We start from the raw sequence: 21,379 nt of genomic DNA on the forward strand, positions 1-21,379 counted from the left end.
AGCCCAGGCGGCCCTCGGTGCGCTCGCCCGGTGCCGCCTGGAGCTGGTCGCTCATCTCGGCTTCCAGAACCTGCTGGACCGCCTCGCGCACCAGCGTGCGCATCAGTTCCTCGTCTGTCCCCAAAAGCGCTCGCAGTGACGTGCGATCCGCAGTAGCCTGGCTCTTGTGAGTGGTCATGGTCTCGCCCTCCTTGAGGGGTTCCGGTGGTCGCTAACCAACCCGAATACCATGGCCGCTCACCTCCTGCCAGCTTCTGCACATAACTCAGCACACTACTGACGTAGAACGGGGCCAGCAGGTAGATGTTGAGGGTAAGGGCGCGGGTGTAGGCCGCGACGCTGTCGGCCTGGTAGGTCTGGGCCGATCCGATGGCGACCACCACCATCAGGGCGCACATCGTGGCGAACAGGCGGTGCTCGGTGCGCCGCGCACTCTGGCGGCTGTGCAGCAGGTGGCTCAGACTGGCGTAGGCGGCCAGGCCGGCGGCCAGATAGAGCGACGGCACCAGGACCCCGTTCATCGATGTCCCTTTGCGGTTTCCGCGCGTCGTAACATCCCTTTACTCCCCTGCGGCGAAGCGAATCGGGCCCCGTCGGGTATTCGCGTGACATCGCCTACAGTACAAAAGACCGCAGGCCGCCGCCCCCATTCGGGGGGGCGGTGCATGGGGGCCGGCTAACGCTGTCTGCACGCCGGCCGGGGAGTGTCGCCCCGCGTTACAGGTAGGGAGTGAGGAGGCGGGCGGCTCCGTCGCGTAGCTGCGCGGGGAGCGGACGGGCGCGGACCTCGTCGAGGGTCAGGGGGTGCGACTGCGCGCGCAGGCCGTCGGCCCAGGTGGCCAGTTCGCCGCCCAGGCCGGCATCCAGGCATTCCAGATTGAACTCGAAATTCAGGCGCAGGCTGCGCGGATCCCAGTTGGCGGAGCCGACCAGGGCCCACTCGCGATCCACCAGCATCAGCTTGGCGTGATTGAAGGGCGGCGGGGTGAGCCACAGGCGGCAGCCGCGCTCCAGCAGCTCGCCCTGTTGCGGGCGGCTGGCCCATTCCACCAGCCGCAGGTTGCTCCGGGCCGGGATCAGGATGTCGACCCGCACGCCCCGCAGGGCGGCGGCCTTGAGCGCGCCGGTCAGCGCCACGTCCGGCAGGAAATACGGGGTGATGATGGTGACCTGCTCGCGGGCCTCGGCCAGGGCCGACTGCAGCGTGAAGTTCAGGACCTCGAAGTCCTCGTCCGGGCCGTCCGGCAGGCCGCGACAGGCGCGGGCCCCGGCCGGGTCAACGGTGTCCGGGAACCAGCGCGGGCCGTCCAGACGTTCCCCGGTGGCGAATTGCCAGTCCTCCGTGAACACCCGCTGCAGTTGCGTGCAGGCGGGGCCGCGCAGCTCGAAGTGGAGGTCGTGTATCGGGTGGGGGCCCGGATCGGCGTGGCTGTGGCCGCGACGGATGTTCATGCCCCCGGTGAAGGCCTGGCGGCCGTCGACCACCAGCATTTTGCGGTGGTTACGCAGGTTGAAGGCGGCCAGACTGCGTGGCAGGTGCACCGGCATGAAGGTGGTGGCCGGGATCCCCGCTCGGCGCAGCCGGCGCAGGGTGTTGCGGCGGCTGTAGCGGGCGCCGATGGCGTCGATCAGCACGCGCACCTGCACGCCACGGTCCTGGGCCTGCTGCAGGCGGTCCACGAAGCGTTCCCCGACCCGGTCGTAGTCGAAGATATAGGTGGCCAGGGTGATGCTGTGACGGGCGCTGTCGATGGCGTCCAGCATGCGGGCATAGGTGCGGTCGCCGTCGAACAGCGGTTCGATCGCGTTGCCGCCGACCAGGCGGAAAGGGCTCAGTCGGTCGCCGGAGTGCAGCAGGCGTTGCCAGCGTTCCGGCGGCTCGCTCAGGGTGGCGCCCCCGGCGCTCGGGTCGGCGATCAGATAGCCCTCGCGCAGGGCGTGGGCGCGCCGGCGGATGCGGTTGACCCCGAACAGCCAGTACAGGACCGAGCCGCCCAGCGGCAGCAGCACGATCAACCCGACCCAGGCGATGATGGTCCCGGTGTCGCGGCGCTGCAGCAGGGCGTGCACCACGCTGATCGCCGCAAGGGCAAACACGGCGACGGCAGCGATACTGGCGATCCAGCCTGTATCCAGCACGAATGGACTCCTCCGGGGCTTCTCCGCTCCCCGGTTCGGCGGTTTTCCCGTGACCCCGTGGAATGGCGGGCGCGTGCCCGCTACAGTACGCGGGCCCGGTCCGGGGTAAAAGCCCGCGCCACCCATCATTCGCGAGAGCGCCGATGAGCGATATCGAGACCCCCAGCCTGTTCGCCAACAGCGGCGAGCAGCTGCCGCTGAAGGACTTCACCGAGAAGGCGTACCTGGACTACTCCATGTACGTGATCCTGGACCGTGCGCTGCCGCACATCGGCGACGGGCTCAAGCCCGTGCAGCGCCGCATCATCTACGCCATGAGCGAGCTGGGGCTCTCGGCCACGGCCAAGTACAAGAAGTCCGCGCGCACCGTGGGTGACGTGCTCGGCAAATTCCATCCGCATGGCGACTCGGCGTGCTACGAGGCGATGGTGCTGATGGCGCAGCCCTTCTCCTACCGCTACCCGTTCGTCGACGGGCAGGGCAACTGGGGCTCGCCGGACGATCCCAAGTCCTTCGCCGCGATGCGCTATACCGAGTCGCGCCTCTCGCGCTACGCGCAGCTGCTGCTCTCGGAGCTGGGGCAGGGCACGGTGGACTGGGTGCCGAACTTCGACGGCGCGCTGGACGAGCCGAAGGTGCTGCCGGCCCGGCTGCCGAACGTGCTGCTGAACGGCGGTTCCGGGATTGCCGTGGGCATGGCCACCGACATCCCGCCGCACAACCTGCGCGAGGTGGCCGCGGCCTGCGTACACCTGCTGGAGCACCCGAAGGCGACCGTCGCCGAGCTGTGCGAGCACCTGCCGGCGCCGGACTTTCCCACCGAGGCGGAGATCATTTCCCCGCCTGCGGAGCTGCGAAAGGTCTACGAGACCGGGCAGGGTTCGATCCGCGCGCGGGCGCGCTATGAACGCGAAGGCGACGACATCGTGGTCACCGCGCTGCCGCACCAGGTCTCCGGGGCCAAGCTGCTGGAGCAGATCGCCAGCCAGATCCGCGCGAAGAAGCTGCCGATGGTCGAGGACCTGCGCGACGAGTCCGACCACGAGCACCCGACCCGCCTGGTGATCACCCCGCGCTCGAACCGCGTCGATGTCGAGGCACTGATGGCCCACCTGTTCGCGACCACGGATCTGGAAAAGACCTACCGCGTGAACATGAACGTGATCGGCCTGGACGGGCGCCCGCAGGTACGCGACCTGGCCGGGCTGCTGAGCGAATGGCTGAGCTTCCGCATCGAGACCGTGCGCCGGCGCCTGCAGTGGCGTCTGGAGAAGGTGCAGGCGCGACTGCATGTGCTGGAAGGCCTGCTGATCGCCTATCTCAATATCGACGAGGTGATCGCGATCATCCGCGAGTACGACCAGCCCAAGCCCGAACTGATGAGCCGCTTTGGCCTGTCCGATATCCAGGCCGAGGCGATCCTGGAGCTGAAGCTGCGCCACCTGGCCAAGCTCGAGGAGATGAAGATCCGCGGCGAGCAGGACGAACTGGCCAAGGAGCGCGATCAGCTGGAGAAGACCCTGGGGTCCGAGCGCCGCCTGCGCACCCAGGTCCGCCGCGAGATCGAGAAGGACGCCGCGGACTACGGCGACGAGCGCCGCTCGCCGCTGGTCCAGCGCGCCGCCGCGCAGGCACTGGACGAGTCCGCGCTGGTGCCCACCGAGCCGCTGACCATTGTGCTGTCGGAAAAGGGCTGGGCACGCGCGGCCAAGGGCCACGACGTGGATGCCCAGGGGCTCAGCTACAAGGCCGGGGATGCCTTCCAGGCCGCGGTCACCGGGCGCAGCAACCAGCCGGTCGCGTTCATCGACTCCACCGGCCGCACCTATACCATCCCCGCCCATACCCTGCCGTCGGCGCGCGGGCAGGGCGAGCCGCTGTCCGGCCGCGTGAACCCGCCGGAGGGCGCGCGCTTTGTCGGCATGGCAACGGGCGCGGAGGAAGACCGCTGGCTGCTGGGCTCGGATCACGGCTACGGCTTCGTCGCCAAACTGGGCGATCTGCTGGGGCGGCAGAAGGCCGGCAAGAACGTGCTGACCGTGCCCGACGGGGCGGCCGTTCTGCAGCCGGCCCCGGTGCGCAACCCGCACGAGGACCACATCGCGGTCGTCACCACCCGCGGCTATCTGCTGCTGTTCCCGGCCACCGAGCTGCCGGAGCTGGCGCGCGGCAAGGGCAACAAGCTGATCGGCATCCCGTCCGCGGCCCTCAAGGACGGCTCCGAGCGGGTGCTCGACGTGGCCGTGCTGGGGCCGCAGGACACCCTGGTCGTGCACGCCGGCAAGCGCTTCAAGGCACTGGCCCCGGCCGAGTGGGCGGAGTACGTGGGCGAGCGCGCCCGGCGCGGGCGCCAGCTGCCACGCGGCTACCAGAATGCGGACCGCCTGGAAGTGCGCCCGGCCTGAACCCCGGGGCGCTCCGGTGGTCACTGATCGGGGTGGCGCTTGAATTCGCGCGGTGCGCCCCGATGATTGCGACATCCCCGTAAATGGATTGATGGAGTACAGGAAAACTTCATGAAACGTGTTCTGCTGTTTCTGGCGACCAACTTCGCCATCCTGATCGTGCTCAGCATCACCCTGCGTATCCTGGGTGTGGAGAGCATCCTCGATGAACAGGGGGTCGATCTCGACCTGACCGCTTTGCTGATCTTCGCCGCCGTGTTCGGATTCGGCGGGTCGTTCATCTCGCTGGCCATCTCCAAGTGGATGGCGAAGAAGACGATGAAGGTCCACGTGATCGACAAGCCGCGCAACGCCACCGAGCAGTGGTTGCTGGAGACGGTGCAGCGCCAGGCCAAACAGGCCGGTATCGGCATGCCCGAGGTGGGAATCTACGATTCGCCCGACCCGAACGCCTTTGCCACCGGGATGAGCAAGAACAACGCCCTGGTGGCCGTAAGCACCGGACTGATGCAGAACATGGGGCAGGGTGAGGTCGAGGCCGTGCTGGGGCACGAGGTCGGCCACGTGGCGAACGGCGACATGGTGACCCTGGCACTGATCCAGGGCGTGGTGAACACCTTTGTGATCTTCCTGTCGCGCGTGATCGGCCACTTCGTCGATCGGGTGATCTTCAAGAACGAGTCGGGTCACGGACCGGCCTTCTGGATTACCGCCATCGTGACCGAGATCATCCTCGCGATCCTGGCCTCCATCATCGTGTTCTGGTTCTCGCGTCAGCGCGAGTTCCGCGCCGACGAGGCGGGGGCCCGCTTTGCCGGGCGCGAGAAGATGATCGGCGCGCTGGAGTCGCTGGCCCGGGCCTCCGGGCGGCCGGTGGACATGCCGGACCAGATGGCGGCCTTCGGGATCCGTGGCGGCATGGCCCAGGGCCTGAAGAAGTTGTTCATGAGCCACCCGCCGATCGAACAGCGCATCGCCGCGCTGCGCGCCAACGGCTGAGAAGACGCCTGGCGCCGTGCGTACACGGGCCGCCCCTCGGGGCGGCCCGTTTCATTTGAGAGATGCTGCTTCGCGGGGCTCAGTAGTAGCGGCCGCGGCCGGGCTGTCCGCCGGCGGCAAGGGCCGCGTCGCCGACGAAGGGGTTGCTGCGGCGTTCCTCGCCAAAGGTGGACTCGGGGCCGTGGCCGGGCACGAACCGGGTCTCGTCGCCCAGCGGCCAGAGCTTGTCGGTGATCGAGGCGATCAGCTCGCGCCCGTTGCCGCGCGGGAAGTCGCTGCGGCCGATTGCCCCGTGGAACAGCACGTCGCCGACCAGGGCCAGGCCGCTCTCGGAGTCGTGGAAGACCACGTGCCCCGGGGTATGGCCGGGGCAGTGGAGCACCCGGAGTGTGGTCTGGCCCAGCGCGATGGTGTCGCCATCCTCCAGCCACTGGTCGGGCACCAGTGGCGCGGTCTCGGGGAAGCCGAAGATCTGTGCCTGCGCCGGGAGCTGGTCCAGCCAGAAGGCGTCGTCGCGATGCGGCCCGATCACCGGCACATTGGCACGGGCGGCCAGTTCGGCGGTGGCCCCGACATGGTCCAGGTGGCCGTGGGTCAGGAGGATCTTCTCCAGGTGCACGCCGTGCTCGCGGGCGATCTGTTCGAGGGTCGCGGCATCCGCGCCGGGGTCGACCCAGGCCGCGGCCCCGGTGGCATCGCACCAGATCAGCGTGGCGTTCTGGGCAAGCGAGGTGACGGGGTGGCTCAGGTGACGAAGCATGATGCGGGATCCGTGAACGAAGTCGATTTTTGGTGCATTCCCGGCGGGTGGCTTTCATGCCCGGGAATAGATCGGGCGGACCTGCGTCTTACGGGGTATGCAGGTCTTCAAGGGTACGTGATATGACGAAACGGTGAAGGACGACCCCCTGCGTATTTCACCGGTTGACAAGAACATCGCCATATTAGAAGATTTGCATACGCTAATCGCTGTCCCCCCTGTCAGTGGTTAGTGGACTCCTCCATCCTCCTTTGGTGGTTTTCTTGGCGCGGGCTTCGACCCGCGCTTTTTTTTGCCTGTAATTCGCCTCCTGTTGCCGGGCGTGTCTACCATTGAGTCCGGCCCGTGCCGCGGATGGCCCGTCGATGATGACCCAACGCCCATGATCCGAAGCCTGAACAGCCTGCGCACCGCGGTGTTGTCCTTCGTGCTGCTGCCGCTGCTGCTGCTGATGGCCGCGGTGGTGGCGCTCGGCCTGCGCGAATTCCAGGTCCAGATGGAAAACCGCATGCAGGAGGATATCGAACTGGTGGCGCGTTCGATCCGGCTCCCGGTGTCGAGCGCCATGCTGCAGGACGACGTGTCCGGGGTGCAGCAGTCGCTGGATTCGCTGTTCCAGATCGAGGAGGTGTTCGGGGTCTACGTCTACGACGCCGAGGGCCGCATGGTCGCGGCCAGTGGGCCGCCCAGCCCGACCCTGCAACGCCGCGGCGAGGCCCGGGTCATCAGCGAGACCGGCAGTCTCGGGGCCTTCGGCGAGCACCAGGGGCGCGAGACCTTCTCCTTCTTCCTGCCGTTGTCGGATCCGGCCGGGCGGATCGTGGGCCTGCTGCAGGTGACCCGCGATGTGACCCCGTTCCGGGCCTTCGTCACGCAGCTGCAGTGGCAGGGCGGGTTGCTGATGCTGGCGGTCAGTGCGCTGTTCCTGCTGGTCGTACTGTTCGGCTACCACCGGGCCGTCGGCCGGCATGTGTCGCGCCTGATGGCCGCGATGCGCGCGATCGGCGATGGCCAGCGCGGCCTGCGGGCGCCGGAGGACGGGCCGGCCGAACTGCGCGGGCTGGCGGTCTCGATGAACCGCATGATGGAGCGCCGCGAGGCCTCGGAGGCGGAACTGGAGGCGCAGCGCCACGAGCAGGTGCGGCTCGAGGAAAAGCTGCGGCACTCGGAGAAGCTGGCGGCGATCGGCCAGCTCGCGGCCGGTGTGGCGCATGAGCTGGGGACACCGCTCGGGATTATTGCCGGGCGGGTGCAGCGGGCCATTCGCCGCCTGCCGGAGCCGGATCCTGCGCGCAAGGAGATGGAGGCGTTGCAGGCCGAACTCGAGCGGGTGGAGACCATCGTGCGGCAGTTGCTGGACTTTGCCCGTCGCAATCCCCTGCAGGAACGCCCCCTGGACCTCGCGCAACTGGTCGGCGACCTGGTCGAGCGGGTGCGCGCGCGGCACGCGCCCGACGCGATCCGGTTCCAGGTGGACGGGGAGGCGCTGGTCGTCGCGGCCGATCGTCTGCGCCTCGGACAGGCGCTGGAGAACCTGCTGGAGAACGCGGCCCAGGCGGCCGCCGGTGAGGTGCGGGTCCACTGGCGGGCGGAGGCCGACCGGGTAACCCTGGTGGTGGCCGATGACGGTCCGACCGCCGGGCGCGGGATCGACGACGAACAGGCGGCGCGCCTGTTCGAGCCCTTCTTCACCACCAAACCCACGGGCGAGGGAACCGGACTGGGGCTGGCTGTTGTCCAGGTGGCACTGGAAGATCATCGCGGCACGGTCGCGCTGGATCGCAGCGTGCCCGGGGAGACCCGCTTTGTCGTGCATCTGCCGCTGGCCACTGACGAACCGCAGGAGACGCGCCTATGAGCGCCGCGCCACAAACACCCGCCGCGCCCCCGGAATCGGTCCTTGTCGTCGAAGACGACCGCGGACATCGCGAATTGCTGCACGAGGAGCTGGCCGAGGCCGGCTACGCGGTCACCGCGGTAGGCAGCGCCGAGGACGCCGCGCGGGCACTGGCACAGCAGGCCTTCAGTCTGGTGGTCAGTGACCTGCGTCTGCCGGGCGCCGACGGGTTTCAGGTGCTCGAGGACGCGCGCGCCCGGGTGCCGGCGCCGGGCTTCATCATGCTGACGGGCTTCGGGACCATCGACCAGGCCGTGGCCGCGCTGAAGGCGGGGGCGGACGACTTTCTGACCAAGCCGGTGGACCTCGATCATCTGCGCCTGGCTGCGGACCGGGTAACCGAGGCGCGTCGCCTGAAGGACGAGGTGCGGCGCTATCGCGAGGTGCTCGCCCGGGCCGACGGGTTTCATGGCATGCAGGGACACAGTCCGGCCATGCTGCAGATGTTCGACCTGATCCGGCGGATCGCGGCCGCCGACGGCAGCGTCCTGATTACCGGCGAGTCCGGGACCGGCAAGGAACTCGTGGCGCGGGCGCTGCACGCGGAAAGTGACCGGGCGCACGGGCCGTTCGTCGCGCTCAACTGCGCCGGCATCCCCGAGGCCCTGCTGGAGTCGGAGCTGCTGGGGCATGTTGCGGGTGCCTTCAGTGGGGCCAAGGGTGCCCGTCGAGGATTGTTCACCGAGGCACATGGGGGAACCCTGTTCCTGGACGAGATCGCCGAGATGCCGGTGGCGATGCAAAGCAAGCTGCTGCGCCTGCTGCAGGACGGACGGGTGCGCCCGGTGGGCGCCAACGAGGAGATCGAGACGGATGTGCGTATCGTCGCGGCCACCCACCAGGACCTGCAGGCGCACATGGCCGACGGCCGTTTCCGCGAGGATCTCTACTATCGCCTGGAGACCTTCCGCATCGAGATCCCGCCGCTGCGAGAACGCGGTGACGATGTCGAGTACCTGGCCCTGCAGTTCCTGCGCCAGCAAGCCCTGGCCCGAGGCCTGCCCGAGCGGCGTCTGAGCCCGGAGGCCCTGCGCGCGCTGGTGCGCTACCCCTTCCCCGGGAACGTACGCGAACTGGCCAGCCTCATCGAGCGCGCCGCCACCCTGGCCACGGGCGAGGTGATCGAGACCCGGGACCTGCCGGAACGCGTGTTCGCGATCGGCGGCGAAGATGCGGGTGTGGCCGCCGGTGGTGCCGGCGCAGAGGTGTTACCCGTAGCGGGAGTCGGCGACGACACCCAATGGCCGACGCTGGAAGAGCGCGAGCGCGACTACATTCAGCGGGTCCTGGAGCACGTGGACGGCAACAAGCAGCGGGCCGCGCGTATCCTCGGCATCGGACGCAAGACGCTCTACCGCAAGCTCGGTGAATCCGACCCGTCGTGACATCCTGACCCGGGTCGAGCTGACCCATGTGTCATTATGACTCGGACGCAAACCCGCAGCCGGCGGCGGCTCCGCCGGCCGAACTATCGCTAAGCATCTGATTATTAATCAATATCGTCCCGGTTCCCATTGTTGGCACGATGCCTGCTCCTCCTCAGGCAGCAATCGGGGAAGCGCAGCCCGCACGGGCTCATTCCTCCTCACACGGTTGCGGTGCGGCTGGACGGGGGTTCCGCTTTAGGCGGGTCCCGGTCGGCCGCAAGATCCGATCGAACCAAAGGAATAAGGAGCAACATGATGAATATGCGCAAGACGATCCTCGCAATGGCCCTGACCTCCCTGTTTGCCGTGGGTGGCGCGGCCTCCGCGCAGTATGGTGGTGCCGAAGGCGGCGCCGGCGGTGGCGACATGGGCGGCGCCCAGGGTGGCCAGCCCCCGGCCCAGGAAGGCGGTGCCGGCGCCGGTGGCGGTGCCCAGGGCGGCCAGCCGCCGCAGGGTGGCGCCCAGGGTGGCGCGGCCCAGGGCGGTGCCCCGATGCAGGAAGCCCCCGAGGTGGACCTGAGCGAAGGGGACATCGACACCTTCGTGACCGCCTTTGTCGCGGTGCAGGAAGTGCGCGAGGACTTCGCCGACCGCCTGCAGAACGCCGAGGACGAGACCGAGGCGCAGTCCATGCAGCAGGAAGCGCAGGACGAAATGGTCAGCGCCGTGGAAGATGCGGGCATGAGCGTCGAGGAATACAACGAAGTCGCCATGGCCCTGCAGAACGACCCCGAGCTGATGCAGGAAGTGCAGGAGCGCGCCGAAGCCCAGCTGTAAACGGGTTGCGTGCCGCCCCGGGCCTTGCGCCCGGGGCCTGAAAGGGGGGCCGCCCTTCGGGGCGGCCCCTTTATTATGTGCGGAGGGCGCTCGCGCAGGCCCCGGCCCGCCACCTCGCCTCCGGTGGACGTCGAGCGTGGCCCGTCTCGCGAATTGTCCCTTTTGCTTGAATCGGGTGAAGGGAAGCGTTATTCTTGCGCGCTTTCTGAATCGCCCCGACCTCGGAGCATCGAACATCATGAGTACCATCAGCGCCAAGCCGGCCGAAGTCGAACGCGACTGGTTTCTCGTCGACGCCGACGGCAAGACCCTCGGCCGACTCGCCACGGAGATCGCACGCCGTCTGCGCGGGAAGCACAAGCCCGTGTACACGCCGCATGTCGATACCGGCGACTACATCGTCGTGATCAACGCGGAGAAGATTCGCGTCTCCGGCAACAAGGCCATGGACAAGAAGTACTTCCACCACACCGGTTATCCGGGTGGCATCAAGGAAGCCAACTTCACCCAGATGATCGAGCGTCATCCGGAGAAGGTGCTGGAGCTTGCCGTGAAGGGCATGCTGCCGCGCAACCCGCTTGGCCGGGCCATGTTCAAGAAGCTCAAGGTCTACGCCGGCACCGAACACCGGCATACGGCCCAGCAGCCGCAGCCGCTCGAAGTCTGAGCCGCCAGAATCAGCAAGGGAATCGATCCGAATGGCTACCAATCAGTATTACGGCACCGGCCGCCGCAAGACCGCCGCTGCGCGCGTCTTCCTGCGCCCGGGTACGGGCAACATCACGGTTAACCAGAAGCCGCTGGACGAGTTCTTCGGCCGCCAGACCTCGCGCATGGTCGTGCGCCAGCCGCTGGAGGCGACCGAGTCCACCGAAAACTTCGACGTGATCGCAACCGTCGAGGGCGGTGGTGGTAACGGCCAGGCCGGTGCGATCCGCCTGGGCATTGCCCGCGCCCTGGTGCAGTACAACGAAGAGCTGCGCTCGCCGCTGCGTCGTGGTGGTCATCTGACCCGCGATGCCCGCGAGGTGGAGCGGAAGAAGATCGGCCTGCGCAAGGCCCGTCGTGCAACCCAGTACTCGAAGCGTTAAAATTCGCCTCGAGTTTCTGCGGGACGCACGCGATCCGGTTTACTGGGGGATCGTCTAGCGGTAGGACTACGGACTCTGACTCCGTCAACCCAGGTTCGAATCCTGGTCCCCCAGCCATCCATAGAAAAGGGCCCCCTCGTGGGGCCTTTTTCTATGGATATATGAGCGAGCCCAGGGTTCGAACCTGGAAGGTTCGGCGAAGCGCAGCGGAGCACTGCACGCGCGCCGCGCGTGCAGCCCCGAAGGGGTGAGGCGGCGTAGCCGCCGAATCATCCTGGTCCCCCAGCCATGGCGGTGTGCCCCTCGATGGGGCTCACCGTCATTTGCTTCAGAATGGTCACTCCTTCAGGTGAAGCCCCTTCGCGGGGCCCTTTTCTATGGATATTTGAGCGAGTCCAGGGTTCGAACCTGGAAGGTTCGGCGAAGCGTAGCGAAGCACTGCGCGCGCGCCGCGCGTGCAGCCCCGAAGGGGTGAGGCGGCGCAGCCGCCGAATCATCCTGGTCCCCCAGCCATGGCGGTGTGCCCCTCAATGGGGCTCCCCGCCATTTGCCTCAAACTGGTCGCTACCTTCGGAAAAGGCCCCCTCGTGGGGCCCTTTTCTATGGATATTTGAGCGAGTCCAGGGTTCGAACCTGGAAGGTTCGGCGAAGCGCAGCGAAGCACTGCGCGCGCGCCGCGCGTGCAGCCCCGAAGGGGTGAGGCGGCGCAGCCGTCGAATCATCCTGGTCCCTCAGCCATGGCGGTGTGCCCCTCGGTTTGGCATGTCCGCATTTCAGCATTGACGGGCAACCAACCATGCGGTGCTTCTGGCACGGGTCAGGCACGATCGCGCCCGTGAGTGGCAATGACTCCCTCAGGCCCTGCGGCGTCAATCTGCGTCCTGCCGGAGGTGGAGGGCTGTTGGCTCGTCCTCCTCTGGATTGTGCTCCTCGAGTGGCTTCTCATCGTTGTCCCCGGCTCCGCTACAATCCCCGGGCGGGGATCGGGAATTGCAGGGAATTCTCCGGTCTTTTCTCCGTCCAATAACCCAGAGCCCGTCCACGGGCCGAATGGATACGCATCAAGAAGAGGAGTGGAGCAAAGATGTCGGTACCCGATAACCCCTACGAGCCCGTGACCGTCGATACCACCGCCCACGAAGTGGAGGGCGCGGACACCTGGTACATGATCGGGATCTCCGGCATCCCGGACCCCGACAACCAGGGGCACACATCGAACGCCGGATTCGTTGTGACCGACGAAGGGGTGGTGGTCTACGACGCCCTGGGGACCCCGCCGCTGGGCTTCGAGATGATCCGCCGGATTCGCGAGGTGACCGACCAGCCGATCAAGTACGTGATCGCCGGGCATTACCATGCGGACCACATCTACGGCCTGCAGGCATTCGCCGACCATACCGACGCGAAGATCATCGGCCAGGCACGGGCACGCGACTACCTCGGCGGGCCGGGCGCGGTAGCGCGGCTGGAACAGCGTCGCGGAGTGCTGAGCCCATGGGTGGACGAGGACACGCAGATCATCCCGCCGGACGAGTTCTTCGATGACGAGTACACCATCCGTCTTGGCGGCAAGACCTTTCGCTGCGTGCACGCCGGCCCGGCCCATTCACCCGACGACATCATCATGGTGGTGGAGGAGACGGGCGTGGTGTTTGCCGGCGACATCGTCTTTGACGGCCGTATCCCGTTTCTGGGGGACGACGCGCTGGATTCGGAGAACTGGGTCAATCGTCTGGAAGAACTGATGGAGATGGACCTGAAATTCCTGGTCCCGGGGCATGGCGAGGCCACCGATCAGGCAAGCCGCGCGGTGAAGTTTACGCGTGACTACCTGGTGAAGCTGCGTGAGCACATGGGCGCGGCCGTGGAGAACATGGAGACCTTCGACGAGGCCTACGCGGCCATGGACTGGAGCGACTACGAGGATCTCCCGGCCTTCGAGCAGACCAACCGCAGCAATGCCAACGCGGTCTATCTCGAGATGGAAGAAAAACTGTTCTGAACGCGCCGGCGTTCGGCAAGGGAGTCGCTGCATGACGCTGCATATTGACCCGAGCCTGCTGATGGCCATCCTGTCGCTGGTGGCGGGGATTCTGATCCTGATCCGTCCCCGGCTCCTCAATTACATCGTCGCGATCTACCTGATCGTGATCGGGGTGCTGGGGCTCCTGGCCCACTGGTAGGGCACACTGCGGGACCGCCCGGGCCGCGAGCCCGGGTGGTTCCCGGGGGATAGTTTGGTGCCCAAAAGCATGGACCAACAGTGCGACTTCATGCGCAGGGCGCGCGGACCCGTTACTCTTTGGCCTCACTTTGATCGGGGGGCCACGCCTCAATGACCGCCGAACGCGTTCGAGAAATACCCTATAACTACACCTCCTTCTCCGACCGCGAAATCGTCATCCGTTTCCTGGGGTCCGATACCTGGGATCTCCTCAACGAGCTGCGTGGGGAGCGTCGGACGGGCGTGTCCGCGCGCATGCTGTTCGAGGTCCTGGGGGACATGTGGGTGGTCACCCGCAACCCGTATATCCAGGACGACCTGCTGGAGGACAAGAAGCGCCGCAAGGCGCTGATCGACGCCATGCAGCATCGCCTGGACCAGATCACGGCCCGGGCCGATGGCAACGAAAAGGCATTGAAGCTCGCCCAGCGTGCACAGGCGGCGGTGTCCGCCTTTGCCAAGGAATTCACCGACACCGCGGCGCTGCGCGACCAGGTGCGCAAGCGCATGAAGGGCCTCACGCACAAGGACAATATCCAGTTCGGCGGGCTGGCGCGGGTGTCCCACGTGACCGACGCGACCGACTGGCGCGTGGAACTGCCGTTCGTGGTGCTGACCCCTGATTCAGAGGAAGAGATGGGGCCGCTGGTCGCGGCCTGCATCGAGCTGGGCCTGACGGTGATCCCGCGCGGTGGCGGCACTGGCTACACCGGCAGCGCGGTCCCGCTGTCCAAGCGTTCCGCGGTGATCAACACGGAGAAGCTGGAGGGCCTCGGCGAGGTCAAGCGGCGACCGTTGCCGGGCGTGGAGCACGACGTGCCGGTGGTGCGCGTGGAGGCCGGCGTGGTCACCAAGCGCGTCTCCGAACTGGCCGATCGCAATGGCCTGGTGTTCGCGGTCGATCCGACCTCGCAGGATGCCTCGACCATCGGCGGCAACGTGGCGATGAACGCCGGTGGCAAGAAGGCCGTGCTGTGGGGTACCGCGCTGGACAACCTGGCGGCCTGGACGATGGTCACGCCCGAGGCGGAGTGGATGTACATCGAGCGCCTCGATCACAACCTGGGCAAGATCCACGACGCCGAGACGGTGCGCTTCCGCGTGACGCGCTATCAGCCGGATGGCAAGACCCCGAAGGGCGAGCCCGAGATCCTCGAGATGCCGGGGCAGCGCTTCCGCAAGCTGGGCCTGGGCAAGGACGTGACCGACAAGGCCCTGATGGGCGTGCCGGGCATCCAGAAGGAAGGCTGTGACGGCCTGATCACCTCGGCCGAGTTCATCCTGCACCGCATGCCCGACAACATCCGCACCGTGTGTCTCGAGTTCTACGGGACCGACCTGCACCAGGCCGTCCCGGCGATTGTCGAGATCAAGGACGCGGTGGATGCCGAGGACGACGTCCTGCTGGCCGGCCTCGAGCACCTGGACGAGCGCTATGTACGCGCGGTCAAGTACACGCCGAAAGGCGCGCGCGGCGATCTGCCGAAGATGGTGCTGGTCGCCGATATCGTCTCCGACGACGAGGATGCACTGGGTCGGCTGGCCGCCCAGATGGTGCGCGCGGCCAATGCCCGAAACGGCGAGGGCTTCATTGCGGTCAGCCCCGAGGCGCGCAAGCGCTTCTGGGCGGATCGCGCCCGAACCGCGGCGATCGCCCACCACACCAACGCCTTCAAGATCAACGAGGACGTGGTGATCCCGCTGGAGCGTCTGGCGGAGTACACCGAGGGGATCGAATCCCTGAACGTGCGCGAGTCGCTGAAGAACAAGCTGACCATGGTCGACGAGGTGCTGGAGTGCATGCGCGGCGACCATCCCGAGCTGCGCGAGCTGCTGGAGGACACCGGCGGCGAGGGCCAGCAGTGGTTCGAGTCCAAGCGCGAGCGCGCCGTGGAGGTCCTGCAGGAGGTGAAGAAGCGCTGGGAGGCGATCTCGGAGAACTTCTTCACGCTCGCGTCGGAGTGCGACGAGCTGCTCGACGAGTCGGCCCGCGCTGACCGTCGCGACCACGACAAGCTGATGAACCTGCTGCTGCGGCGCAGCCTGCGGATCTCCTACCGGGCCGAGGTCGAGCGCCCGCTGTTCGAGATCTTCGGTGGCCACCAGCTGGAGCCGGTGCGCAAGCGCCTGGCCGGGATCCACGACCGCGTGCTGACCAGCCGGCTGTTCATCGCCCTGCATATGCATGCGGGCGACGGCAACGTGCACACCAACATCCCGGTCAACTCCAACGACTACCAGATGATGCACCAGGCCGAGCGTCTGGTGGACGACGTGATGCGCCTCGCGCGCGAGCTGAACGGGGTGATCTCCGGCGAGCACGGGATCGGCCTGACCAAGATGCAGTACCTGGAACCCGAACGCATCGAGTCGTTCGCGAAGTACAAGAAGCAGGTCGACCCGAACGGCGTGTTCAACGCCGGCAAGCTGCTCGAGGGCTCCGGGCTGTCCAATGCCTACACCCCTTCGCTGCGTCTGGTGAAGCAGGAGGCGCTGATCCTGGAGCAGAGCGAACTGGGCGATCTCAACGACGAGATCAAGGACTGCCTGCGTTGCGGCAAGTGCAAGCCGGAGTGCAATACGCATGTCCCGCGCGCCAATCTGCTCTACTCGCCGCGCAACAAGATCTTGGCCACCGGACTGATCGTCGAGGCCTTCCTCTACGAGGAGCAGACCCGCCGCGGGCTGTCGCTCAATCACTTCGAGGAGATGAACGACGTCGCGGATCACTGCACGATCTGCCACAAGTGCCTGAATCCGTGCCCGGTCGACATCGACTTTGGCGACGTGACCATGCACATGCGTTCGATCCTCAACAAGAAGGGCAAGCGCAAGGCGACGCCGGCCACGATGATGTCCATGGCCTTCCTCAACGCGAAGGATCCGGCCACCATCAAGGGCATCCGCAAGGGCGCGATCCAGATGGGCTATGCCGCCCAGCGTCTGGGGCACTTCGCGTTCAAGAAGCTGAACCTGACCGGCGAGGGCAAGACCCCGCGCTCGACCACCGGCAAGGCGCCGGTGCACGAGCAGGTGGTGCACTTCGTGAAGAAGCCGATGCCCGCCGGCCTGCCGAGCCAGACCACGCGGCAGATGCTGGGGCTGGAGGATTCGCGCTATGTGCCGATCCTGCGCGACCCGGTGAAGACCGATCTGGATTCGGATGCGGTGTTCTACTTCCCCGGCTGCGGCTCCGAGCGCCTGTTCAGCCAGGTGGGGCTGGCGACGCTGGCCATGCTCTACGACGTCGGCGCGCAGACCGTGCTGCCCCCGGGCTACCTGTGCTGCGGGTATCCGCAGAACGCCGGCGGCGACTTCGAGAAGGGCCAGCAGATCAGTACCGAGAATCGCGTGCTGTTCCACCGGCTGGCGACCACGCTCAACTACCTCGACATCAAGACCGTCGTGGTGTCCTGCGGGACCTGCATGGATCAGCTGCTGAAGTACGAGTTCGAGCGGATCTTCCCGGGCTGCCGCCTGCTCGACATCCACGAATACCTGATGGAGAAGGGCGTGAAGCTCGAGGGGCTCAAGGGCGTGCAGTACATGTACCACGACCCCTGCCACTCGCCGATGAAGTCGCACAAGCCGACCGACGTCGCCTCCAAACTGATGGGACAGGACGTCCTGAAGTCGGATCGTTGCTGCGGCGAGGCCGGCACGTTCGCGGTGAGTCGCCCGGATATTGCCACCCAGGTGCGCTTCCGCAAGCAGGAAGAGCTGCACAAGGGCATCAAGGAGCTGACCGGCGAGGAGAAGGCAGAGAACGGCAACGTGAAGATGCTGACCTCCTGCCCGGCCTGCCAGCAGGGGCTGTCGCGCTATCGCGAGGACACCGGGCTGGATACCGACTACATCGTGGTCGAGATGGCCAACCGCCTGATGGGCGACGGCTGGCAGAAGAACTTCATCGACCGCGCGCGAGAGGGCGGGATTGAGAAGGTGCTGCTGTAGTTTCCGTTGCACACAAAGGGTGCGGGTTGGCTACAATCGGGCGAGGCGAGCGGCCGGGCCGGGGAATAAAGCCCCGTCTCGCCGCGTCGCCCAACGGGCGTCGAATACGCCCCAACAGGGCCGCGGCAGTGCGTGCGGCATGTTCACCCGTCCATGCAAGGGAGTTCGCATGACCTTTCGCTCTTTGAGTCCCCGCCTTGCCGTCATGGCCCTCTGTGTCGGGCTGGCCGGTGCCCCTGTCGTGGCCAGTGCCCAGGCCTTTGTCGAGTTCCCCGGACGCAGCCTGTACGAGCGCTTTGGTGTGGATGCCGTGGACCTGTTCGATCTGCGCGGTCAGCTGTCGCGTTCCACGGTGATCGACGTCCGCCCGCGCCTGGAATACGACATCCTGCACATCGAGGGGGCGCATCACGTCCCGCTCGGGGCCCCGGATTTCGAGGACCAGGTCCGTGCACTGGAGGAGCAGCACGGTGGCCCGCTGGTGTTCTACTGCAACGGTCGTGAGAGCTATCTGTCGTATCGCGCCGCGGCGCGTGCCAACTCCGCGGGGCTGGGCCCGACCCAGGCGTATGATGCCGGCGTCAAGGACTGGGCGGAACGCTATCCCGGACTGGCACTCCTGCGCGGTGAGCCCATCGAGGACCCCGAGACGCAGTTGATTGCCGACGACGCCTTCGAGGCGCGTCTGCTGGAGGCCGACACCTTTGCCCGTCGCGTCCGCGAGAACGACGATGCCGTGGTGGTGGATGTGCGTGGCAACGAGGAACGCGACGAGATTTCGCTGTTCGCCGGGCGCGAGATCTCCGCGCCGCTGGAGAATATCGACACGCTCAATCGGATCGTCGACCAGGCCCGCCGGGACGGTGCCCCGCTGCTGATCTTCGACCAGAACGGGCAGCAGGTGCGCTGGCTGCAGTATCACCTGGAGGAGCGGGGGGTCGAGGACTACCGCTTCCTCGAGGGCGGCCTGCAGCGCTTCTACGACGAGGTGATGGCGCGCTAGGCGAGGCCCGGAGCGTTTCCTGCATCCGCGTTTTTCGCACTGAAAAAGGGCCGGGATCATGCGATCCCGGCCCTTTTGTTTGACAGCGCGTGCGCTGGCGGCGGGTCAGCGCCGGAAAAGCGCCAGCAGGATCGAGATCACCACGCTGACGATGATCATGGTGGTGATCGGGAAATAGAACCGGCTGTTTTCCCCCTCGATCACGATATCCCCGGGCAAGCGGCCCCAGGGGATTTTGCCCAGCCAGGGCCAGAGCAGGCCGATCACCACGATCAGCCCGCCGATGACGATCAGCCACTTGCCCGTGTCGGTCATGGCGGTCGCCCCGACCGATTACTTGGCGGTCATCTCCTCGACGCCCGTGGACGAACCCACCAGCATCACGTCCGCCGGCCGCCGAGCGAACAGGCCGTTGGTCACGACACCGGCGATGTGGTCCAGCTCGGACTCCAGCTCCACCGGGTTCATGATGCGCAGGTTGTGCACGTCGAGGATCACGTTGCCGTTGTCGGTCTTGAAGCCCTCGCGCAGCTCCGGGTTGCCGCCCAGCTTCGACAGGGCGCGGGCGACATGGCTGCGGGCCATCGGGATCACCTCGACCGGCAGCGGGTAGGCGCCCAGGTAGTCCACGACCTTGGTCTCGTCGACCACGCAGACGAAGGTCTTCGATGCGGCCGCGACGATCTTCTCGCGGGTCAGGGCCCCGCCCCCGCCCTTGGTCAGGTGCAGGTGCCGGGTGGCCTCGTCGGCGCCGTCCACGTAGATCGGCAGCGGGCCGGCGGAGTTCAGGTCCAGCACCTCGATGCCATGTCCGCGCAGGCGCTCGGCGCTGGCCTCGCTGGAGGCGACGGCCCCGTCGATCTTGCCCTTGATGCCCGCCAGGGCGTCGATGAAGTAGTTCGCGGTAGACCCGGTACCCACACCCACGATCCAGCCGCTCTCGATCCGTTCCAGCGCCGCCTCGGCCACGGCCTTCTTCATTTCGTCCTGATTCATCAACATCTCTCGCATGTACGATCCATAACCCATTGAGGATACCGACTGCTCCGGCCCCGGGACAAGCGGAACCGTGAACCGCTCGCATGCTATGGTTTCGCCATGCAAATCCCCTATCTCGAGAAGATCCTGACGGCGCGCGTCTACGACGTGGCCCGCGAGACACCCCTGGACTCGATGCCGACCCTGTCGCAGCGCCTGGGCTCGACGCTCTGGCTCAAGCGCGAGGACCTGCAGCCGGTGTTCTCGTTCAAGCTGCGCGGCGCCTACAACAAGATCGCCCAGTTGACCCCGGAACAGCGCGCCAAGGGCGTGGTGGCGGCCTCCGCGGGCAATCATGCCCAGGGGGTCGCGCTGGGGGCGAACCACCTCGGCATCAAGGCCGTGATCGTGATGCCGGTGACCACGCCCTCGATCAAGATCGCCGCGGTGCGTCGTTTCGGCGGCAAGGCCGTACTCCACGGGGATTCCTTCGACGAGGCCGCCGCCCACGCCCGCGAGCTGGAAGCCAAGCACGGCTACACTTTCATCCATCCGTTCGACGACCCCGACGTGATTGCCGGGCAGGGCACGGTGGCCATGGAGCTGCTGCGTCAGCATCCGGGCGAACTCGATGCTGTGTTCGTCTGTATCGGAGGCGGTGGGCTCGCCGCTGGCATGGCGGCCTATATCAAGCGCCTGCGCCCGGAGATCAAGGTCATTGGCGTGGAGCCGGACGACGCGCCCTCGATGTACAAGGCGCTGCAGCAGAACCGCCGGGTCAACCTCAAGCAGGTCGGTATCTTTGCCGACGGCGCGGCGGTGCGCCAGGTCGGCAAGGAGACCTTCCGCCTGTGCCGCGATCTGGTCGACGAGGTCCTGCTGGTGGATACCGACTCCATCTGTGCGGCGATCAAGGATGTCTTCGACGATACCCGCGTGGTCGCCGAGCCGGCCGGTGCCCTGGCGGTGGCCGGTATGAAACAGTACCTCCAGCGCGAGGGCGTGCAGGGCGGAAACTTCGCCGCGGTCTTAAGCGGCGCCAACATCAATTTCGACCGGCTGCGCCATGTGGCCGAACGCGCCGAGATCGGCGAGCATCGCGAGGCCCTGTTCGCGGTCACCATCCCGGAGCGCCCGGGGAGTTTCCGCCAGTTTTGCCAGGCTATCGGCAAGCGCGGGATCACCGAGTTCAACTACCGCTATGCTGACGACGAGCACGCGCAGGTGTTCGCCGGGATCAAGCTGGAGGGCGGTGATCGCGAGCGCCGGGAGATCCTGGAGGCCCTGGAGGGGGCGGGGTACGAGGTGCTCGATATGACCGAGAACGAGGTCGCCAAGCTGCACCTGCGGCATATGGTCGGCGGCCATGGGGGCGAGGTCCGCAACGAGCGGATCTATCGCTTCGAGTTTCCGGAGCGACCCGGGGCGTTGCTCAATTTCCTGACGCATATGGGGCAGACCTGGAATATCAGCCTGTTCCATTACCGCAATCATGGGGCGGCCTACGGGCGTGTGCTGGTCGGTATGCAGATCCCGTCCGAGGATCGGGCCCGGTTCCGCGAGTTCCTGAAGGAGGTCGGGTATCCGTGGCACGAGGAGACCAGTAACCCGGCCTACTCCCTCTTCCTCCGCTGACCGCATCTCACCAGGCGCTTGTTCGTCAGCGCAGGCAGGTCCTTCGTCTGGCTGTCTGCCTCGTGGTGGCTGGTCCTGGTTCGTCCTCCG

Annotated in this window: 16 protein-coding genes, 1 tRNA gene and 1 pseudogene; 13 read left to right on the top strand and 5 right to left on the bottom strand. The window is 66.8% G+C overall.

Annotated elements, in window-relative coordinates:
• Positions 1-278: 278 nt before the first annotated feature.
• Positions 279-521 (bottom strand): annotated as a pseudogene (locus tag D107_RS13900) (hypothetical protein); the annotation flags it as partial.
• Positions 522-717: 196 nt separating this feature from the next.
• Complete coding sequence (locus D107_RS0111715) at positions 718-2,139, bottom strand: phospholipase D-like domain-containing protein (RefSeq protein ID WP_018881547.1); 1,422 nt, start codon at positions 2,137-2,139, stop codon at positions 718-720.
• 143 nt (positions 2,140-2,282) lie between these two features.
• Here D107_RS0111715 and parC point away from each other — a divergent pair, with 143 nt between their 5' ends.
• Positions 2,283-4,544, top strand: coding sequence for a DNA topoisomerase IV subunit A (gene parC, locus D107_RS0111720; protein WP_018881548.1), 2,262 nt, complete (start codon positions 2,283-2,285; stop codon positions 4,542-4,544).
• 111 nt (positions 4,545-4,655) lie between these two features.
• Positions 4,656-5,543: a protease HtpX gene (gene htpX, locus D107_RS0111725; RefSeq protein WP_018867169.1), complete on the top strand. Its 888-nt coding sequence runs from the start codon at positions 4,656-4,658 to the stop codon at positions 5,541-5,543.
• Positions 5,544-5,622: 79 nt separating this feature from the next.
• Here htpX and D107_RS0111730 read toward each other — a convergent pair whose 3' ends face one another.
• Positions 5,623-6,303 carry an MBL fold metallo-hydrolase gene (locus tag D107_RS0111730; RefSeq protein WP_018875844.1) on the bottom strand — a complete coding sequence of 227 codons (681 nt, stop codon included), beginning with the start codon at positions 6,301-6,303 and terminating at the stop codon, positions 5,623-5,625.
• Between the two features lie 382 nt (positions 6,304-6,685).
• Here D107_RS0111730 and D107_RS0111735 point away from each other — a divergent pair, with 382 nt between their 5' ends.
• The 10 genes from D107_RS0111735 (at position 6,686) to D107_RS0111780 (ending at position 18,676) form a co-directional block, all read left to right on the top strand.
• Positions 6,686-8,161, top strand: a complete 1,476-nt coding sequence (locus D107_RS0111735; RefSeq protein ID WP_018880130.1) for an ATP-binding protein — start codon at positions 6,686-6,688, stop codon at positions 8,159-8,161.
• Positions 8,158-9,585: a sigma-54 dependent transcriptional regulator gene (locus tag D107_RS0111740; protein WP_018875842.1), complete on the top strand. Its 1,428-nt coding sequence runs from the start codon at positions 8,158-8,160 to the stop codon at positions 9,583-9,585. The genes D107_RS0111735 and D107_RS0111740 overlap by 4 nt, the downstream gene beginning before the upstream one ends.
• Before the next feature lie 297 nt (positions 9,586-9,882).
• Complete coding sequence (locus tag D107_RS0111745; protein ID WP_018867173.1) at positions 9,883-10,404, top strand: DUF4168 domain-containing protein; 522 nt, start codon at positions 9,883-9,885, stop codon at positions 10,402-10,404.
• 238 nt (positions 10,405-10,642) lie between these two features.
• Positions 10,643-11,071, top strand: coding sequence for a 50S ribosomal protein L13 (gene rplM / locus D107_RS0111750; RefSeq protein ID WP_017940583.1), 429 nt, complete (start codon positions 10,643-10,645; stop codon positions 11,069-11,071).
• 31 nt (positions 11,072-11,102) lie between these two features.
• On the top strand, positions 11,103-11,495 hold the full coding sequence (rpsI, locus tag D107_RS0111755) for a 30S ribosomal protein S9 (protein WP_018867174.1): 393 nt from the start codon (positions 11,103-11,105) through the stop codon (positions 11,493-11,495).
• Positions 11,496-11,538: 43 nt separating this feature from the next.
• Positions 11,539-11,612 (top strand) — tRNA-Gln (locus tag D107_RS0111760).
• A 967-nt stretch (positions 11,613-12,579) separates the two neighbouring features.
• Complete coding sequence (locus D107_RS0111765; protein WP_018867184.1) at positions 12,580-13,497, top strand: MBL fold metallo-hydrolase; 918 nt, start codon at positions 12,580-12,582, stop codon at positions 13,495-13,497.
• A 31-nt stretch (positions 13,498-13,528) separates the two neighbouring features.
• Positions 13,529-13,678, top strand: coding sequence for a DUF3096 domain-containing protein (locus D107_RS13905; protein WP_018867185.1), 150 nt, complete (start codon positions 13,529-13,531; stop codon positions 13,676-13,678).
• A 152-nt stretch (positions 13,679-13,830) separates the two neighbouring features.
• Positions 13,831-17,673: a DUF3683 domain-containing protein gene (locus tag D107_RS0111775; RefSeq protein WP_018881549.1), complete on the top strand. Its 3,843-nt coding sequence runs from the start codon at positions 13,831-13,833 to the stop codon at positions 17,671-17,673.
• Positions 17,674-17,842: 169 nt separating this feature from the next.
• Complete coding sequence (locus D107_RS0111780) at positions 17,843-18,676, top strand: rhodanese-like domain-containing protein (RefSeq protein ID WP_026279275.1); 834 nt, start codon at positions 17,843-17,845, stop codon at positions 18,674-18,676.
• A 105-nt stretch (positions 18,677-18,781) separates the two neighbouring features.
• On the opposite strand, the gene D107_RS0111785 is transcribed toward D107_RS0111780, so the two are convergent.
• A complete protein-coding gene (locus D107_RS0111785) occupies positions 18,782-18,991 on the bottom strand; it encodes a DUF2905 domain-containing protein (RefSeq protein ID WP_018867188.1) in 210 nt (69 codons plus the stop codon).
• Between the two features lie 18 nt (positions 18,992-19,009).
• Positions 19,010-19,672 carry a ribose-5-phosphate isomerase RpiA gene (rpiA, locus tag D107_RS0111790; RefSeq protein ID WP_026279276.1) on the bottom strand — a complete coding sequence of 221 codons (663 nt, stop codon included), beginning with the start codon at positions 19,670-19,672 and terminating at the stop codon, positions 19,010-19,012.
• Positions 19,673-19,774: 102 nt separating this feature from the next.
• On the opposite strand from rpiA, the gene ilvA reads away from it, so the two are divergent.
• Complete coding sequence (gene ilvA, locus D107_RS0111795; RefSeq protein ID WP_018875837.1) at positions 19,775-21,289, top strand: threonine ammonia-lyase, biosynthetic; 1,515 nt, start codon at positions 19,775-19,777, stop codon at positions 21,287-21,289.
• The last annotated feature ends 90 nt before the right edge of the window (positions 21,290-21,379 follow it).

The organism is Thioalkalivibrio sp. ALE30 (genome assembly GCF_000377465.1).
Classification (GTDB): Bacteria; Pseudomonadota; Gammaproteobacteria; order Ectothiorhodospirales; family Ectothiorhodospiraceae; genus Thioalkalivibrio.

Coding starts and splice junctions, on each gene's coding strand:
- parC (WP_018881548.1), top strand. CDS start 2,283: ATGAGCGATATCGAGACCCCCAGCCTGTTCGCCAACAGCGGCGAGCAG.
- htpX (WP_018867169.1), top strand. CDS start 4,656: ATGAAACGTGTTCTGCTGTTTCTGGCGACCAACTTCGCCATCCTGATC.
- D107_RS0111730 (WP_018875844.1), bottom strand. CDS start 6,303: ATGCTTCGTCACCTGAGCCACCCCGTCACCTCGCTTGCCCAGAACGCC.
- D107_RS0111735 (WP_018880130.1), top strand. CDS start 6,686: ATGATCCGAAGCCTGAACAGCCTGCGCACCGCGGTGTTGTCCTTCGTG.
- D107_RS0111740 (WP_018875842.1), top strand. CDS start 8,158: ATGAGCGCCGCGCCACAAACACCCGCCGCGCCCCCGGAATCGGTCCTT.
- D107_RS0111745 (WP_018867173.1), top strand. CDS start 9,883: ATGAATATGCGCAAGACGATCCTCGCAATGGCCCTGACCTCCCTGTTT.
- rplM (WP_017940583.1), top strand. CDS start 10,643: ATGAGTACCATCAGCGCCAAGCCGGCCGAAGTCGAACGCGACTGGTTT.
- rpsI (WP_018867174.1), top strand. CDS start 11,103: ATGGCTACCAATCAGTATTACGGCACCGGCCGCCGCAAGACCGCCGCT.
- D107_RS0111765 (WP_018867184.1), top strand. CDS start 12,580: ATGTCGGTACCCGATAACCCCTACGAGCCCGTGACCGTCGATACCACC.
- D107_RS13905 (WP_018867185.1), top strand. CDS start 13,529: ATGACGCTGCATATTGACCCGAGCCTGCTGATGGCCATCCTGTCGCTG.
- D107_RS0111775 (WP_018881549.1), top strand. CDS start 13,831: ATGACCGCCGAACGCGTTCGAGAAATACCCTATAACTACACCTCCTTC.
- D107_RS0111780 (WP_026279275.1), top strand. CDS start 17,843: ATGACCTTTCGCTCTTTGAGTCCCCGCCTTGCCGTCATGGCCCTCTGT.
- D107_RS0111785 (WP_018867188.1), bottom strand. CDS start 18,991: ATGACCGACACGGGCAAGTGGCTGATCGTCATCGGCGGGCTGATCGTG.
- rpiA (WP_026279276.1), bottom strand. CDS start 19,672: ATGAATCAGGACGAAATGAAGAAGGCCGTGGCCGAGGCGGCGCTGGAA.
- ilvA (WP_018875837.1), top strand. CDS start 19,775: ATGCAAATCCCCTATCTCGAGAAGATCCTGACGGCGCGCGTCTACGAC.